Below are 16,774 nucleotides of genomic sequence, written 5' to 3' on the forward strand. Positions count from 1 at the left end.
ACGCGCGTGATCGCGCCGACGGGGGCTACCGCCTGCGGTCCACCACCACCAGCAGCTTCCCGCTGGTCGCCGTACGGGACAGATCGGCTCCGTCCACCACCTCGACCGCGAAGTCCAGCAGCTTTTCCGCCACCGCCGACCGCACCTCCGGGTACGCGGCCAGGAAGGCCTCCCGGGCCCGGTCCGGGTCCGGGGCGTGGGCGCTCTCCAGCCGTACGGTGAGGCCCTCTCGGGCCGCCCCGGCGGTCAGGACGGCCTGGAGCTCGCCGCCGTACCCCAGCCGCTCCCCCGCGATGGCCACGAAGCGGCGGTAGTTGAGGAAGTACGTCGCCACCCTCATCACCTCGCCCAGCCGGCCCAGCAGTTCGAAGCGCGGGGCGTGGCTGCCGCAGGGGCAGCGGCCGGGCAGCGCGCGCCCGAGGTCGCCGATCACGTACCGGTCGAGGTGCTGTCCGCGCCGGGCACGGGTGGTGAAGACGAGCCGGCCGGTCTCCCCCGGTGCCACGGGCCGGTCCTCGTCGACGTCGACGATCTCCAGCGTGTGCAGGTCGGCGTGGAGGTGGTGGACGCTGCCGCCGCTGTGCGTGCACTGGTAGCCGAGCGGGCCGAGGTCCGTGCTGCCGTAGGTGATGGAGTGGACGACCTCGATGCCGAACGTCTCGGTGAGCGTCCTGCGCTGCTCCTCGGTGAAGTGCTCGCCGCCGTAGTAGATCTTGCGCAGACCCCCGTACGAGCGCAGCAGGTCGGCTTCCTCGTGCAGGAGCTGCCAGAGGTACGAGGGCATGCCGAAGAGCGTGTCCACCTCGTACGCGGCGATCATCTCCGCGGTGGCCCGGTGGTCGGCGCCGGCCGCCATCGGCATCTGGACGCCGCCGAGCCGCTCCAGGATGGAGAAGAAGCTGATGAACCCGCCGTACATGCCGCCGCAGTAGAAGAGGTTGGCCGTACGGTCGCGGGCCGGGTCGTACCCGGCGGCGAGCAGGCCGCGGGCGGCGGCGTGCATCTGCGTGTCGTAGTCCTCGTACGTGAACAGCGACAGGGCGGGCGTACCGGTGCTTCCGCCGCTGCGGAAGTACAGCTCGGCGTCGCTCCGCTCGACCCCTCGGTTGAGGTCCTGTACGGCGGCCTTGTCCAGCAGCGGCCCCCTCGGCTGCGGGAAGGCCGCCGGGCGGGCGAGGTCGTCGAGGCAGGCGGTGGCGGCGAAGCGCGCGTCGGCCTGGACCGCGACGCGGCGGCTGTAGCGCTGGAGGGCGTAGACCCCGTCGTGCGGTTCGCCGGCGTAGCCCGCGGTCATGGCCCCGACGGGGGTGACACGGGTGGCGCCGGCGGCCAGCACCAGCGCGGAGAGCTCGGCGATGTCGGTGCGGCTGCCCGCGATGGCGGCCGTCTGGAGGTAGCGGCGCATGGGGCGCAGCGTGGCGATGAGGTCCTTGCGGGGCAGCGGCTTGACCCAGACGCTGCGGTGCAGCGGCGAGGCCGTGAGCGCCGGGCGGGTGTCGGCCATGACACGCCAGGTGCCGTCGGGGGCGGCCAGGACGCGGGTGAGGCCGAGGTGCTCCTCCAGACGGGCGAGGTGCTCGGTGGTGGTCAGTTCGGCGTACTCGGCCGGGTCGAGCTCGCGGTCCGCCGCGGCGGGCCCCGGCTGCGCGGCCAGGGCCGCGGCGAGGCGCTCGGCGAACGCGTGCAGGACCTCGGTGTTCCCGGCGTCGGTGTCGAGGTAGACGACCTGGGGGCTGGAACAGGCCTGCTGCTCGAAGAGGCAGACGTCCCCGGCCAGGGCGGTCGCCGTCGCCTCGTCCACCCAGGCGTCCTCGGTGACGTACGCGAAGGAGATCTTGTGTCCCCACTCCACCAGGCGGCAGCCGGCCGGGACATGGGCGGCGACACCCTCGACGGCGCTCTCGCCGCCCCATACCGCGACCGCGTCGGCGGGTGCGCACATCAGGCGCAGCCACTCCTGGCGGGAGGAGGGGAAGCGGAGCACGATGATTCGCTCGGCGAGGGCGCCGGTCGGGTCCTGCGCGGCGAGTTCGGCGAGGAGGTGCTGGGCGAGGAAGGTGTCGGCGCTGCTGGTCTTGAGGACGTTGACGTTCCCTGCGAGGAGTCCCTCGATGAGGCTGAGCGGGGCGACGGTGGCGGCGTTGCCGGGGGCTATGTGGGCGACCAGTCCGACGGGCGCCCAGGCCTCGTAGACCGTCTCCTTGGCGTCGGGGCGGTTCAGCCGCTGCGGGGCGGTGCCGCCCAGCTCGCGGCGGAGCTTGCGGGTGAGGGAAGCGCGGCCGAGGAACTCGGCCAGTTCGGCCAGGAGTTCCTCCTGCTCCGCGTCGCCGCCCTCGGGCAGGTGCGGGGCCAGCCGCTCACGCAGACGGTGGCCGGGGGTGCGCAGGGCGCGCGACAGCGCGTCGGCGGCGGCCAGGACCGTCTCGGTGTCCAGCGGTGCGGCGAGCGCGGACTCGACGGCCGCGGGCAGGCTGGCCAGCCGGCGGGCGGCCTCCTCGTCCCCGATGAAGGTGCCCTGCCAGTAGTGGTGGTTGAGGTTGATGGTGTCGGTCACGACATTCCCTTCATCAGTTCGGCGGCGGCCACGGCACAGCTGCGGTTGCGGCTGACCCCGGCGCGGCCGTGGATCGTGAACCACGGGGTGGTCAGCTCGCAGCCGCACTCCTCGCCCGGGTGGAGCGAGGCGAGGTCGCCCATGACGACGCTCTGCGCCGGTACGGAGGTGATGTACGGGGACACCAGGTGCAGGTAGCCGCGCTCGCCGTACGGCAGCGGTTCGAGGGTGCGGGTCGAGCGGATGAAGACGCGGGACCAGACGGGTGCGTGGAGGTTGTGGTGCGCGCACTCGATGTACGGGATGCAGTGCTCGACCGAGCCGAAGGTGTCCCGGATCCGCTCCGAGGGGACGCCCAGCTGCTCGGTGACGCGGGCGTACAGCTCGTGCTTGCCGATCTGCCGGTCGGTGTGGCCCTTCCAGCCGCCGCCGAGGATGATCAGCGAGCCTTCGGGCAGCTCCAGCGGCGGGAGGCCCATGGCCCGCATCCGCTCCAGCGTGAACCAGAGGAAGGCCGGGAAGCCGAGGATGCGGACCGGTACGTCTTCCCCGGCGAAGCGGCGCAGCGCGGCGACGCAGCCGAAGGGGTCGAACTCGTGCCCGTTGCCGGTGTTGCGCAGGGCGTACTCGACCTGGCGGGCCGGAGCGAAGTCGCACAGGTAGTTGTCGGTGAACGAGGTGCCCAGGTTGAGGTCGCGGGCGGGCTCGTAGCTGTAGAGCAGGTAGTTGACCGGTTGGTCGGGGGTGATCCAGCCGTTGTGGTCGAAGATGCGGGCGACCATGCGCTGGGCGGAGCGGATGGTCCACTCGTCGAAGAACATCTGCGACTTCTGTCCGGTGGTGCCGGAAGAGGTCAGGTGGAGGTGGACCTGGTCCTCGGGTACGGACAGGACCTCGTGGCGCTTGAAGAAGTTCGCGTGCACCAGGGGCGCCCGGTACGGGGTGTCCGGCCGCGCGCCGTCTTCGTAGAGGCTGCGGAAGAACGGGGAGCGGTCGCGGTGCCAGGCGTTGATCTCCGCCATGGCGGCGGTGAACAGCTCTTCCTCGGCGGGGCCGGACGTGTAGGGCCCGGTCAGGTCGCAGAGCTGCTGCACCCGTGCGAGGGCCGCGGCGTCGGGGACGTCGACGGGGGCGAGATGCGGTTTCGAGGGGGTCGTGGACGGGGTCACGGAAGGGGCCGTGGAAGGGGTCATGAAGCAACCTCACGTACGGGCAGATGTGTCGACGTCCAGGCCGACACATAGGAATCGAGGAAGGGCCGCAGAGGCGGGTCGACGACCAGCCCGCGGAAATCGATGTGCTCGGCGGTCCGGGACATCACCACGTAGTCGTGGAAGCCGTCCCCGTCCCGGCGCATGGCCGGATACAGGGCGCCGGCGATGAAGCCCTGGGCGGCGAAGGCGGAGAGCGCGGCGTGGTGTTCCAGCGGTACGAGCGCCTCCACGTAGCCCGCTCCGGCGCGGGTCAGGGTCCGGGTGACCGGCTCCAGCCAGCCGGCGGCGGCCGCCGGGTCGGGGTGGGCCGTGACCAGGGCGCAGTAGCCGCCGGTGCGGTTGAGGTAGGCGTACACCTCGAACCCGCCGTCGTCGGGGGTGAGCAGGATGTTGGGGGTGTGCAGCGGGTAGAACCAGCGGCCGGTGTCGGGGAAGTGCTCCTGGAAGCGGCGGCGGACGAAGGCCGGCGCCTCGATCATCTCCAGCCGGCGGGGGGCGGGCCCTGCGGGCACCGGCAGCGGCGGGGTCGGCCGGGCGTCCGCGTAGCTGATGCCGAGGCTTGCCTCGGCGGTGCGCAGCAGCGGCAGCAGGGAGGCGGGGACCTCGGTGACGGGGACCCGGCGGTCCAGCACCCCGGGCGAGTGACGCGCGTAGAGTGCGAGGCTCTCGCGGCTGCTGAGATCCACGGCGTTGGGCAGGATGCCGAGCGGGCGGAAGCCGTTGCGGGCCACGACGCGCTGAGGTCCGGCGCTGACCGTACGGACGGTGGCGTACACCGAGTCGAGCTTCCCGGCGTCAAGGGTGCCTGCGCACACGGCCTCGGTCAGCTGCCCGGCGAGCCCTGATCCGCGCTGGTCCGGGTGGACGGCGAGCCCTTCGAGGCGGCCGATCCGGCTGCCGGGTTCGCCGTGGACCGCGGCCGATCCGGCGAGGGCGCCGGTACGGGGGCAGCGCGCGACGAGCCAGAGCGTGTGCGGGTCCTGGATCAGCCGGGACATCTCGGCGGGGTCGGTGCCGAGGGCGGTCGGGTAGTGCGGGCCGTAGACGGCGTAGTAGAGCTGGCGGAGATCGGCGATGTCGGCCGGGGTGGCCTGCTCGATCGCGGCGGTCATCGCACGCCTCCTGCGGGGGTGGGCTCCGGGGCGGGAGCCGCGTCGGGTGCGCCCGCCGGACGGGCGTGGCCGGGCAGCAGGGCCAGGGCGAGGGCGGCGGGGACGAGCCCGGCGGCCTGGATCAGGCACAGCGTCCGGGCGGAGAGGTGGTCGCCGAGGAAGCCGAAGAGCAGCGAGGCGACCGGGAAGGTCGCGCCGAGGACGGCCTGCATGACGGCGAAGAACGCGGGCTTGTCGGCCGCCGGGACCAGCCGCTGGAACAGGGCCACGAAGCGGACCCCGATCACCCCGACGCACCAGCCGGTCAGCAGCAGTGACCCGGCGATGACCGGCCGCGCGGCGATGAGGCCGGGGACGGCGAGGGCGGCGGCCATCGCGCCGAGGCAGGCGGTGCCGACCACGGCGGGCCGGCCGGGCATCCGGGCTCCGGTGAAGGAGCCGATGAGCGTGCCCACGCCGAGCGAGGCCTCCAGGAGGGCCACGGTGCCGCCGCCGCCGTGCAGCACGGAGGCGGTGTACAGCGGCATGACGACGAAGACGGCCGTGGTGAAGAGGTTGGCCGCGGTGAAGCAGAGCAGGATGCCGCGGACGTACGGCATGGAGCCCAGCAGCCGGCGCAGGGTCCGGCGCGGCGCGCCCTGCTCACTGGCGGCTCCGGCCGCGCCGGAAGGGGCATCGCCGTCGGGCGGTGCGGTGGTGCGGAACCGTACGGTCGCGATGAGCAGGGCGGCCGTGGCGTAGGCGGCGGCGCAGCCCGTGGCGAGACCGGCCACCCCGGCGGCGTCCACGACGACGGCGCCGAGCAGGGCTCCGCCGAGGCTCGCCAGCGACTGGGTGGACAGTTCGAAGCCCGTCGCGGCCTCGATGTCCGCGTCGTCGACGAGCTCGGGCACGGAGGTGGTCAGGCAGGGGTCGAAGAAGGCCTGGCAGGTCGCCAGGGCGAGGGCGGCGCCGTAGGCCGCGGCGACGGGGAGGTCGCTCGCGCCGGCCCAGACGGCCAGCGCCGCGGCGGCCGCTCCCGCTCCCGCGGCGGCGGTGCGCAGCAGCGAGCGGTGGGCGAAGCGTGCGATGGCACGGGCGACGAGCGGGGCCAGGACGACGGCGGGCAGCGTGCTGACGGCCATGAACAGTCCGGCCGCGAAACCGCCGTCGCCGGACACGGCTTCGCTGATGAGCCACCAGGAGATGCCCACCTGGAACATCCGCACACCGGCCTGGGTGAGGACTTGGCCGAGCCATACGGTGCCGAAGGCGCGGTTGCGCAGGACGAGGGGCAGCCGGCGGGCGGGCACGGTCGGGGTCGTCATGCCGTCGGCCTCTCGTCGAGGACGCGGATGAGCTTGCCGGTGCGGGAGTTGACCACCAGGTCGCGGTGGCGGGCCCACTCGACGCGGAGCGGGTGCACGAATCCGGCGGCGACGCTGTCGGGGTAGAGCGGCCGGGCGGCGTTCAGCCCGGTGACGACCTCCTCGGCGAGGACCTCCAGGCCGGCCGGGTCCTGGCCGGGGGCGGTGGCCAGGCGCAGTACGAGACCGTCGCGGCCCTCTCCGCGGCGTACGACGAGCTGCGTGCCGATGACACGGCAGGCGGTGTCGGCCTCGGCGACGGCGTTCGTGACGTCCTGCCAGTACAGCGATACGGGGCCGACGCGTACGCCTTCCTCGGCGCGGCCGAGGATGCGGAAGGCTCCGCCTTCGGTGTCGGTCCACTCCGCGCGGTCGCCGGCGGGGTAGCGGATGACGGGCATGAGGCGGCGGTAGAGCTGCGTGACGACGACCCGTCCGGGGCGGCCCGGCTCGCGGACCGGTTCTCCGGTCGTCTCGTCGAGGATCTCGACGAGGGTGTGCGGGGCGAACGGGCGGTGCGTGCGGGTGTCTTCGCCCGCTCCGGCCACCGGCCTCCCGAGGAGACCGCCGTCGACGCTGGCATAGCCGAGCGAGCGGGGCGTGGCCCGGGGGAAGGCGGCCGCGAGGAGGCGGCGCTGGTCCTCGAAGAGGGCTTCGCCGCCGAAGAACAGGAACTCCACGCCGTCCAGTCGGCGGCCGGCGGAGATCAGGTGATCGGCGAGGCGGCACAGCGTGGTCGGCGTGCCGGCGAGGACGTCTGCGGCGAAGTCCTCGATCGTGGCGAGCGTCGAGTCGAGCGGCGCGCCGCCGCCTATGGGCAGGCGGACGTTGGCGACGGGGGCGTGAGCGAGCGAGTCCAGGATGAAGAGGAAGCTGGCGTAGAGCTCACCGGCGTAGAAGAGGTCGGCGACGCGGTGCCCGGGCCGCAGGCCCGCGTCGACCATGCCGGAACCGAAGGTGGTGACGAACTCCCGCCATTCCTCACGGGTGTAGCAGGAGAACCGCGGCGTGCCCGTGGTGCCGCCCGTCTTGAACACGACCGCTTCCCCGAGGGGGGCGGTCAGGACGCGGTTGTCGTTCAGGGTGTTGGCGGCCCAGAACGCGTCCTGGTCCACGACGGGCACGTCCGTGACCCGGCTCACGTGGGGTGGCAGGTCCGCGTAGAGCTCGGCATAGAAAGGGGAACGGTCGCGGGCGAAACGCACGAGGTCTGAAAACTGCTGGACGGGCATGCTGCCTTTACCTCGAAAGATGAAAGATGAAAGTTGGAATAGGCGGAAGACAGGCGGCGCGCGCGTCGGGGAGTGGTGGAACTCACACCACTCTCATCCGTTGATCAGTCAACAATGCGTACGTTGCGCACAGTTGACGAGCGTCGCGTCAACCTGATGTCTGTTCACATGATGAGACAAGAGGAACGCACCGCCAAATCGATCGATGGCGGAACCATGGACTTCCGGCCCCGGGGGCCGAAACCGCACAGCCGCCGCCCCGGGTCTCCATTCGCGGGGATTCGGCGCCATTGCGAAAGAGCCGATTCCGTGGAGAACCGACGGCCGCCCGCGCCGTTCCGGGCCGGGCCGCCGAACCGGAAACGGTGGCGGGGCTGGCAGGATTCTCCCGTGGGCGGTGTCCTTGCCGCCGTGACCTTTCCGCCGGCTACCGAACAGGACGACGACCTCGTGGGAACCCCACCCCTGCCTCCGGGCCAGCGCCTCGCCAAGGGCTGGCCCGTCTCCCACTACGGCCCGGTCCCGAAGTTCCGTCCCGAGCGGTGGTCCCTCCAGGTCTTCGGCGCCACCGCCACGGGCGACAAGTACGCCTGGTCGTTCGACGAGTTCTCGGCGCTGCCCTGCACCACCATCGAGACCGACCTGCACTGCGCCTCGGGTACGACCTCCACGGACCACGAGTTCTTCGGAGTCGCCGCCCGGACCATTCTGGAGCTCGCTCCCCCGGACCCGCAGGTCACGCACGTCATGGCCTGGGCGGAGTACGGGTACAGCGCCAACCTGCGCCTTGGCGACTTCGCCTCCGGGCGGACCGTTCTGGCCACCCACCACGACGGCGAGCCCCTCACCGTCGAGCACGGCTTCCCGCTGCGCCTGGTCGTGCCGCACCTCTACGGCTACAAGGGGCCGAAGTGGCTGCGCGCGATCGAGTACATGACGGCCGACCGGCGCGGCTTCTGGGAGGAGCGCGGGTACCACAACATCGCCGACCCCTGGACGGAGCAGCGCCACTCCTACCAGGAGGAGTAGGCGGCCCGGTCAGGCATTCCGCCCCGGCGCAGGGCCATGCGTGTCCCCGCCGCCCAGCGAATCGTTTGCCTGGGCATGACGACGACGCGCTCCACGCTCACCACCACGGCGCGACACCGGGCGGCCGCGGATGACGGCGGCCGCACCCTGTACGTCCCCACCCCACGGCAGCCGGCCCACGCGGCCGCGTCCGCCCCGCTGTTCGAGCAGCTCGCCCGGGAGTGGGCGGCGCGGGGGGCCACCGTGCCGGGGCGGCCGGATCCGGCCTGGCGGCGGCTGATCTCCTGGGAGCACTTCGAACGGGAGACCGCGGCCACCGTCCGCGACCTGCACCTGCGCGGCCCGGAGCCCGTGCCGGTCCCCGCCTCCCCGGCGAACCCGCCCCGGTGGCAGCGGGTTTGAGCCCCGAGCGGCGGGCGGGCGCTCACCGACCGGCGCGGATCCGCCCCGCGACCAGGCGGATGGCGCCGATCGTCAGGTCCGGGTCGTGCACCTGCACGTAGTGGTCGCTTCCGGTGGCCAGCAGGTGCGGGGTCTGCTCCCCCAGCTCCACCAGGGCCTGCTGGACCGCGGGCCAGGCGCGCTCCAGCGGTGCGAGGAGGTCCCTCGGGCTCCCGGCCGGCGCCGCGAAGGGCTCCGTCTTGCTGAGTACGGCCATCGGTACCCTCGGCAGCGGTCCGGCCGCCCGCACCGCGCCGACCGCGCCGTCGATGTCGGCCTTCTCGAATCCCGGGTCGGCGTCGAAGGGCGTACCGGGATCGTTGAGCAGTTTCACGTACGCGGGCCAGGCGGGCGCCGAAGTACGGCTGCATGTCCGTCCCGAACGCGTCGACGAAGACGAGGCCGGCCGTCTTCTGCGGATGCCGCTGGGCGTACAGCCGGGTGATCATCCCGCCGAAGGAGTGGCCGACGAGCAGGTACGGACCGGGCACCCGCCCCGCCGTCAGCACCCGGTCGAGGTCGGCGGCCATGGCGGCGAGGGAGCGCGTGCCGGTCTGCGGCGTACTGCGGGTGGTGAGCGCCGGCGGGTTCGCGTAGCGGACGGTCCCGGGCCGGTCGTACGTGCACACCCGGGCGAAGGCCGCGACGCCCGGGAACACCGCAGGCGATGGGGGGACGGGCGGGCGGGTGTCGGTGAGGTTCCAGGTGTCGGAGGAATCGTGCAGCCCCGACTCCAGGACGACCGTGGGGCTCCCGCTCCCCCTGCAGCTCAGCCAGAGCCTGCGGCCACCGCCCACGTCGACCTGGCGGGAGAAGTCCTGCGGGGCCCGGCTCTGCCCGGGGGCGGACGCCGCCGGGGCGCCGCGCGGGGACGAGGGGCCGCTGCACCCGGGCAGCGCGGCCAGTGCCGTCGCGACCAGGGCGGCGCCCAGGAGCGGAACCCTCTGTCGCATCGGCACTCTCCGCTCCCTTGCATTGCGTGTGCTCCGTGATCATCCGGTACGAGCGGCCCGGGCCGCGGGATCGCCGCACGGACCGGTCCCGGTCAGGCCTTCCTCGTACGGCCGGCGCCGAGTCCGGCGCCGAGGCCGACGCCCACCAGGACCGCCGCCGCGACCACGAGCGCCGCGTCGGCCAGCAGGACCGTGCGGACCCCGCCGAACAACGAGGTCTGCGTGGTGGCGAGGACGCCGAGCAGCGGGATCCCGATCGTCAGGCCGACCTGCTGCGTCGTGGTGACCAGGCCGGTCGCCAGCCCCTGCTCCGCGTCGAGTACGCCGCTCGTCACGGTCAGCCCGTACGAGATGATCGCGCCGAGGTGGAACATGCTGGCCACCGACACGGCGACGGTCGCCACCAGCGCGCCCGAGTCGGCGCCCACGGCGAGCAGCGCCGCGGTGAACAGCCCCTGGCCGAGCAGCGAGCCGGTCAGGGTGCGGCGGGCGCCGAACCGGCCGATGACCTTCGGTGCGAACGAGCCGGCGAAGGCGGAGGCGATGCCCTGGACTCCGAAGACCAGACCGGTCCGGAACGAGGACAGCCCCAGCGCCTCCTGCAGGTACAGGGTCAGGACGAAGACGACCGTCGACATCATCGAGAAGGTCACGAGGCCGGCGAAGTTGCCCCAGGCGATCGTGCGCCGCTTCAGCATCGGCAGCGAGACCAGCGGGGCCGGGGCCTTCGACTCCACCACGGCGAAGGCGACGAGCAGCGCCAGGCCGGCGAGCAGTGTGCCCCACACGTCCACGCCCCCGAAACCGCGCTGGGCCGCCGAGGAGAGGGAGTAGATCAGTGCGAGCAGACCGCCGGTCACGGTGACGGCACCGGGTACGTCCAGACGCGGCCGGTCGGGAGTGCGCGACTCCGGCAGCAGGCCGGGGGCGAGGGCGAGGGCGAGCACGATCACGGCGGTGACGGAGAGCAGCCCCATCGTGGAGCGCCAGCCGAGGGTGTCGGTCATGACGCCGCCCAGCACCATGCCGATGGTGAAGCCGAGGGAGAGCAGGGTGCCGGAGATGCCGACGGCCTTATCGCGCAGCGGGCCCTCGGGGAACGTCGTGGTCAGCAGGGACATGCCGGTCGGCACGATGACGGCCGCCCCGAGGCCCTGCAGGGCGCGTCCGGCCAGGAAGGACGCCGGGTTCCAGGCCAGGGTGGCCAGCAGAGAGGCGGCGCCGAAGAGGGCGAGGCCGAGCAGGAACAGCTTCTTCCTCCCGTACAGATCGGCGATCCGGCCGAAGAGGAGGAGGAAGCCGCCGGAGGGGAGCGCGAAGGCGGTGACCGCCCACTGGAGGGCCGACCGGCTCAGGCCCAGGTCCTTGCCGAGCACCGGCAGGGCCACGTTCAGTACGGAGAAGTCGAGCGCCACCATGAACTGGGCGGCGCAGAGCACGAAGAGGACCAGCTTGGCCCGGCCGGTGAGCCGCTCGCTCCCGGCGGCCCCGGCCCGGAGGCCGGTGGTGGGGTCGGTCGTTGTGGGTGTCGGTGTCGTCGCTGTCTGAGAATCGATCGCCATGGACACACCATCGCGGCCCGGGAATGCCCGTGGAGAGTGGGAACTTATCCTGTTGGTGGCACCACCAGGCAGCCGACAGGGGGAGTGAGTGGCTACACCGATCGACAAGCACCGCCGTTCCGAGCTGCGCGAGTTCCTGATGAGCAGACGGGCGCGGGTCACCCCCGTCGAGGCGGGCCTGCCCGACGGCGGGGCCCGCCGCCGCACCCCGGGGCTGCGCCGGGAGGAGGTCGCCGTGCTCGCGGGGGTCGGGGTGTCCTGGTACCAGTGGCTGGAACAGGGCCGCGACATCACGGTGTCCCCTCAGGTCCTCGACTCGGTGGGGCGGGTCCTCAAGATGTCCAGCGCCGAGCGCCGGCACCTGTACGTACTGGCGGGGCTCAACCCGCCCGCGCTCGAAGTCGCCCCTGCCGACCGGGACATGTGCCAGGGGCTGAAGCGGCTGATCGACGCATGGATGCCGTTCCCCGCGCACATCATGGACGTGTACTGGAACACCGTGCTCTACAACGACGCGGCCGCACTCGTGCTCGGCATGCGACCGGAGATCGTGCAGAACTGTCTCATCGCGTTCTTCACCGACCCGATCTACAAGGCCCGTTCGCCGCACTGGGCGGACATCGCCTGCAACGTGGTCGCCCAGTACCGGGCCGCGAGCTCGGAATGGCCCGAGGACGAGGGGTTCCGCGCGGTCATCGAGGAGGCCCGGGAGCTCAGCCCCGAGTTCGCCGCGCTGTGGGACCAGCGGGACGTCCAGCCCGGCGGCCAGCTCCGGAAGGAGATCGAGCACCCGGTCGTGGGGACGCTGTTCGTCGAGTCGACGCAGCTGCGCGTACCGGCCCGCCCCGACCTCTCGATCGTGCTGCACACCCCGCTGCCGGCCACCGACACGGCGGAGAAGCTGGAGTGGCTGACCTCGGCGGAGGGGCGCCGGGGAAGCATGTACCCGATCGCCGGCTGACGCCGTACGGTCCCGGCCGGGCGGCGCCAGCGTACGCGCGTGCCCGGCCGGACGGGCGGCCGGCCGGCCGGCCGGCCGGGCACCGCAGCGGCCGGCTACCGCTCGCCGGACGCCACGCGCACGAGCTCTTCCTCCACCGCGCGCAGCTCTTCCCTCCGGTCCATGAGGATCAACAGCTCCCGGTGGTTGGTCAGTGCGGTGACGAGGAGATCGCTCCAGCCGGGTTCCAGCGTGCACATGCGCCGCGCGGCGGCGACGGACTCGGCGCGCAGGGCCAGCGCGATCTCCGGCTGGTGGGCGAACTCGTAACGGCTGTACTTCCACAGTGCGGCGGACAGCAGGGGCAGGTAGGCCAGGGGGCTGACCTGGACCAGGACGCGGTAGGCCGCGACCCGCTCGCGGACGGACGGCTTCCCCGATCCGAGGAGGGCGACCCGGGCTCGGAGGACTGAGTCGTGATTGATGTTCGCCGAGTGATTCATGACGCTGATTCTCAAAGCCGCACAGGGGCCCGAACAAGGGCAATCGGCTGTGCCCTCGGTCCTACGAAAACGGCCTCTGACCTGTCATGATTGGTACGTCTTCACCCCTGCGCCCCCCGGACGGCCCGTCGGCCTCCGCGACGGGATGCCGCCCTCTCGCTCCTCCCCCGCCCTCCCCTTCCGCCCTCTTTCGCGAGCGCGCGGGGCACTCGGAGGATCACCCAAGCGCAAATCCGACAGATAGCCACAAAAGGATGCTCCGACGGTACCCCTTGAGTGTCCAAAGTGGCGTGGGGTTAGCATGTGAGCGCCGCCTAGCTCGAAAGATAAACCTGTGACTGTCAATGACGACTCGTTCACCAACTGGAAAAACCGCGAGGAGATCGCGGAGTCGATGATCCCGATCATCGGGAAGCTGCACCGCGAGCAGGACGTGACGATCCTGCTGCACAGCCGCTCCTTGGTGAACAAGTCGGTGGTCAGCATCCTGAAGACCCACCGATTCGCCCGTCAGATAGCCGGCGAGGAGCTCTCCGTCACGGAGACCCTGCCGTTCCTGCAGGCGCTCACCACGCTGGACCTGGGCCCCTCCCAGATCGACATCGGCATGCTCGCCGCCACCTACAAGGCCGACGACCGCGGCCTGTCCGTGGAGCGCTTCACCGCCGAGGCCGTCGCCGGGGCCACCGGCGCCAACAAGATCGAGCGCGGCGAGGGCCGCGACGTCGTCCTGTACGGCTTCGGCCGCATCGGCCGCCTCGTCGCCCGCCTGCTGATCGAGAAGGCCGGCTCCGGCAACGGGCTGCGCCTGCGCGCCGTCGTCGTCCGCGGGGGCGGCGAGGCCGACCTGGTCAAGCGCGCCTCGCTGCTGCGCCGGGACTCCATCCACGGCCAGTTCCAGGGCACGATCACGGTCGACGAGGCGAGCAGCACGATCATCGCCAACGGCAACGCGATCAAGGTGATCTACGCCAACGACCCGAGCGAGGTCGACTACACGGCGTACGGCATCAAGGACGCCATCCTCATCGACAACACCGGCAAGTGGCGCGACCGCGAGGGCCTCTCCAACCACCTGCGCCCCGGTATCGACAAGGTCGTCCTGACCGCTCCGGGCAAGGGCGACGTCCCGAACATCGTCCACGGCGTCAACCACGACACGATCAAGCCGGACGAGCAGATCCTGTCCTGCGCCTCCTGCACCACCAACGCGATCGTCCCGCCGCTGAAGGCCATGGACGACGAGTACGGCGTGCTGCGCGGCCACGTGGAGACCGTCCACTCGTTCACCAACGACCAGAACCTTCTGGACAACTACCACAAGGCCGACCGCCGCGGCCGCTCCGCGCCGCTGAACATGGTCATCACCGAGACCGGTGCCGCCTCGGCCGTCGCCAAGGCGCTGCCGGACCTCAAGGCTCCGATCACCGGCAGCTCGATCCGCGTCCCCGTCCCGGACGTCTCGATCGCGATCCTGAGCCTGCGCCTCGGCCGTGAGACGACCCGCGAGGAAGTCCTCGACTACCTCCGCGACGTCTCGCTGAACTCCCCGCTGAAGCGCCAGATCGACTTCACCACCGCGCCCGACGCCGTGTCGATGGACTTCGTGGGCTCGCGCCACTCCTCGATCGTCGACGCCGGCGCCACCAAGGTCGACGGCGACAACGCGATCCTCTACCTCTGGTACGACAACGAGTTCGGCTACTCGTGCCAGGTCATCCGGGTCGTCCAGCACGTCTCCGGCGTCGAGTACCCGACGTACCCGTCCCCGGCGGTCTGATCTCGTCGCACCCCGGTTCCGCTCACGGCCCGTTCCACCGCCCACTCCGGCGGCGGGGCGGGCCGTGCGCGTGCGCGTGGGCGGGGCGGGCGCGGGGCGAGCGCGCGGCGCCGAAACCCAGGTGTGCGGTGGACTGTTGTGCTGTTACGTTCCTCGTGTGCCGAAGCTGAATCAGATCATCGCAGTGGAGAAGGGCGTCAAGTCCAAGTCTCTCCAGGAACTCACCCAAGCCCATCAGGACGTCCAGAAGCCCGCGTTGCTCGCCGGCATCTCCCGGACGTACCAGCCCAAGGACGAGGAGGGCGAGCAGCTGCCGCCCGAGTCCACGCGGGTGCAGATCAAGGCGGAGGACGTACTGCGCGCGATGGCGGGGACGCTGACGCGGCTGTTCGACGTGACGGCGACGAAGGACTGGGCGAACCGCACGGCGGCCGCGGACGTCGTCGTCGACGGAACGGTCCTGCTGCCCCAAGTGCCGGTCCCGTACCTGCTGTTCCTTGAGAAGCAGCTCACCGACCTGCACACGTTCGTACGCAAGCTGCCGGTGCTGGACGCGTCGGAGGCCTGGAACCTCGCCCCGTCCACGGACTCGTGGAAGACCGACCCGGTCCGCACGATCCGCACGATCCGCACCAAGAAGGTGCCCCGCAACCACGTGAAGGCCGAGGCCACGGAGAAGCACCCGGCCCAGGTCGAGGTGTACTACGAGGACGTCCCGGTCGGCTACTGGACGACGGTGAAGTTCTCCGGCGCACTGCCGGCCCGCCGGGTCAACGAGCTCCTCGACCGGGTCGAAAGGCTCCAGCAGGCGGTCAAGTTCGCCCGCGAGGAGGCCAACGGCACCGAGGTCACCGACCAGCGGGTCGGGGACGCGGTGTTCGGCTACCTGTTCCGGTAGCCTCAAGATCGCCCCTTGTGCGAGCGAGGGGGTGCGCGCGAAGCGCAAAGCTGAAACTGATGTTGAAGCTGACCAAGGGGTGTCAGTTGGGGGTTCGAATCCCTCCCCCGGCACACGTGCCGGGGTGGCCCAATCCGGAAGAGGCGGCCCCGTGAAACTCAGATTCTCGCTCCAGTCTCAGCATTCGCCGCCGAACACCGGATCGACCGAGCGCGGACGATCATCGACGGATGGGGGTTCAAGTCCCCTCTGCGCCTCTCTCGTGGCGCGGTAGTTCAAAGGCAGAACACGTCGATCTCAGAATGATCCGCGACTCTTAAACGCCGCCGGTGTGCGCAATTGGGTGGCAAGCTGGAGCCCGGGAGCTGGATATGCTCCCGGGCTCCGTCACGTTCCGTCACGCGTAGGGGTTGAAGGGGATCGGGGGCTTCGAGGCGTTCAGGGCGTCGTTGAAGCGGCTGTCGGAGATCTTGATCGTGGCCGAGCCGAAGTCGGCGTTCATGAGCTTGTCGCGCAGGCCCGCCGGGTAGCCGTTCCAGCCGACGAGGCGCGGGTGGAACCAGTTGCCGGTGTGGTTCTCGGCGGGCTCGTCGTTGCCGTTGGCCAGGCGGTAGAAGTGCGTCGAGACGCCGTCCTTGTGGTAGACGACCTTGGCGTGGGTCCCGTCGAACCGGACCTGCGAGCGCGGGTACCACTTCCACCCGCTGTGCTGCGAAGTCGACACGTACTGGACCTCGTTGTCCTTGATCCAGACCACCACGTGCTCGAAGTCGTGCCGGTGCCCGATGGCCGCGGGGCCGAGCGTGGCCTGGTCCTTCTCGAAGTAGCCCGCGTACATGACGGCGCACCAGCCGTTGTTGCACTTCGCGCGGGAGTACGTGTTGGAGTTCTGCAGCTGAACGAGGTCCCGGCAGTGGCCGTTCACCGCTCCGCCCGGCTTGAGACCGGGGTTGAGCACCCCGCCGGCGCTGATCGCGGCGGTGGCGTAGCAGCCGTCCCCGTCGTAGTCGAAGGCGGGCGAGAAGGTCTGTTCGAGGCCGTCCGCGTTCTGCGGCAGGGCCGGTATCACGTCCGCGACGGCGACGGCGGGAAGGGCCATCACGATTGCCGCGGCCCCGAGTCCCGCGGTCGTCGCGGCCCGGCGGAGTCCGGCCCGTCGCCGCCGGGGGCGGGAGCCCCGGGCAGCGGCCGCTTCGTTCATCGTCCTCGT

14 protein-coding genes and 1 pseudogene are annotated in these 16,774 nt (G+C 71.5%); 5 read left to right on the forward strand and 10 right to left on the reverse strand.

Annotated features, from left to right (window positions below):
- Positions 1 to 25: 25 nt before the first annotated feature.
- From ACFXGI_RS12135 to ACFXGI_RS12155, 5 genes are read right to left on the reverse strand one after another with little or no spacing between them, the layout of a single operon-like run.
- Entirely contained in the window at positions 26 to 2,554 is a 2,529-nt protein-coding gene (locus ACFXGI_RS12135; protein WP_384705315.1) for an aldehyde dehydrogenase family protein, read from the reverse strand.
- Positions 2,551 to 3,747: an acyl-protein synthase gene (locus ACFXGI_RS12140; RefSeq protein ID WP_384705316.1), complete on the reverse strand. Its 1,197-nt coding sequence runs from the start codon at positions 3,745 to 3,747 to the stop codon at positions 2,551 to 2,553. The genes ACFXGI_RS12135 and ACFXGI_RS12140 overlap by 4 nt, the downstream gene beginning before the upstream one ends.
- On the reverse strand, positions 3,744 to 4,880 hold the full coding sequence (locus tag ACFXGI_RS12145) for a GNAT family N-acetyltransferase (protein ID WP_384705317.1): 1,137 nt from the start codon (positions 4,878 to 4,880) through the stop codon (positions 3,744 to 3,746). Before ACFXGI_RS12145 ends, ACFXGI_RS12140 begins: the two co-directional genes overlap by 4 nt.
- Positions 4,877 to 6,187 (reverse strand): MFS transporter, encoded by a 1,311-nt coding sequence (locus ACFXGI_RS12150; protein WP_384705318.1) that lies wholly within the window; start codon positions 6,185 to 6,187, stop codon positions 4,877 to 4,879. Before ACFXGI_RS12150 ends, ACFXGI_RS12145 begins: the two co-directional genes overlap by 4 nt.
- Positions 6,184 to 7,458, reverse strand: a complete 1,275-nt coding sequence (locus tag ACFXGI_RS12155; RefSeq protein ID WP_384705319.1) for a phenylacetate--CoA ligase family protein — start codon at positions 7,456 to 7,458, stop codon at positions 6,184 to 6,186. The genes ACFXGI_RS12150 and ACFXGI_RS12155 overlap by 4 nt, the downstream gene beginning before the upstream one ends.
- 450 nt (positions 7,459 to 7,908) lie before the next feature.
- Here ACFXGI_RS12155 and ACFXGI_RS12160 point away from each other — a divergent pair, with 450 nt between their 5' ends.
- Complete coding sequence (locus ACFXGI_RS12160) at positions 7,909 to 8,487, forward strand: molybdopterin-dependent oxidoreductase (protein WP_384705320.1); 579 nt, start codon at positions 7,909 to 7,911, stop codon at positions 8,485 to 8,487.
- A 75-nt stretch (positions 8,488 to 8,562) separates the two neighbouring features.
- Positions 8,563 to 8,889, forward strand: coding sequence for a hypothetical protein (locus tag ACFXGI_RS12165; protein WP_384705321.1), 327 nt, complete (start codon positions 8,563 to 8,565; stop codon positions 8,887 to 8,889).
- A gap of 22 nt (positions 8,890 to 8,911) precedes the next feature.
- Here ACFXGI_RS12165 and ACFXGI_RS12170 read toward each other — a convergent pair whose 3' ends face one another.
- The 3 genes and pseudogenes from ACFXGI_RS12170 to ACFXGI_RS12180 all read right to left on the reverse strand — a co-directional run bounded on the left by ACFXGI_RS12170 (position 8,912) and on the right by ACFXGI_RS12180 (position 11,443).
- Positions 8,912 to 9,262 (reverse strand): hypothetical protein, encoded by a 351-nt coding sequence (locus ACFXGI_RS12170; protein WP_384705322.1) that lies wholly within the window; start codon positions 9,260 to 9,262, stop codon positions 8,912 to 8,914.
- Between the two features lie 73 nt (positions 9,263 to 9,335).
- Positions 9,336 to 9,881, reverse strand: a pseudogene (locus ACFXGI_RS12175) (alpha/beta fold hydrolase); the annotation flags it as partial.
- A 92-nt stretch (positions 9,882 to 9,973) separates the two neighbouring features.
- Positions 9,974 to 11,443, reverse strand: coding sequence for an MFS transporter (locus tag ACFXGI_RS12180; protein WP_384705323.1), 1,470 nt, complete (start codon positions 11,441 to 11,443; stop codon positions 9,974 to 9,976).
- Positions 11,444 to 11,582: 139 nt separating this feature from the next.
- On the opposite strand from ACFXGI_RS12180, the gene ACFXGI_RS12185 reads away from it, so the two are divergent.
- Complete coding sequence (locus ACFXGI_RS12185) at positions 11,583 to 12,404, forward strand: helix-turn-helix transcriptional regulator (protein WP_384705481.1); 822 nt, start codon at positions 11,583 to 11,585, stop codon at positions 12,402 to 12,404.
- A 95-nt stretch (positions 12,405 to 12,499) separates the two neighbouring features.
- Here ACFXGI_RS12185 and ACFXGI_RS12190 read toward each other — a convergent pair whose 3' ends face one another.
- A complete protein-coding gene (locus ACFXGI_RS12190; protein WP_384705324.1) occupies positions 12,500 to 12,886 on the reverse strand; it encodes a hypothetical protein in 387 nt (128 codons plus the stop codon).
- A gap of 334 nt (positions 12,887 to 13,220) precedes the next feature.
- Here ACFXGI_RS12190 and ACFXGI_RS12195 point away from each other — a divergent pair, with 334 nt between their 5' ends.
- Both ACFXGI_RS12195 and ACFXGI_RS12200 read left to right on the forward strand, forming a co-directional pair.
- On the forward strand, positions 13,221 to 14,666 hold the full coding sequence (locus ACFXGI_RS12195; protein ID WP_363126092.1) for a glyceraldehyde-3-phosphate dehydrogenase: 1,446 nt from the start codon (positions 13,221 to 13,223) through the stop codon (positions 14,664 to 14,666).
- A 157-nt stretch (positions 14,667 to 14,823) separates the two neighbouring features.
- Positions 14,824 to 15,564 carry a hypothetical protein gene (locus ACFXGI_RS12200; protein WP_384705325.1) on the forward strand — a complete coding sequence of 247 codons (741 nt, stop codon included), beginning with the start codon at positions 14,824 to 14,826 and terminating at the stop codon, positions 15,562 to 15,564.
- A gap of 397 nt (positions 15,565 to 15,961) precedes the next feature.
- Here the strand turns inward: ACFXGI_RS12200 and ACFXGI_RS12205 are convergent, their stop codons facing one another.
- A complete protein-coding gene (locus ACFXGI_RS12205) occupies positions 15,962 to 16,663 on the reverse strand; it encodes an NPP1 family protein (RefSeq protein WP_384705326.1) in 702 nt (233 codons plus the stop codon).
- Positions 16,664 to 16,774 lie beyond the last annotated feature (111 nt).

Origin of the sequence: Streptomyces sp. NPDC059355 (assembly GCF_042752335.1) — a bacterium.
Lineage (GTDB): Bacteria > Actinomycetota > Actinomycetes > Streptomycetales > Streptomycetaceae > Streptomyces.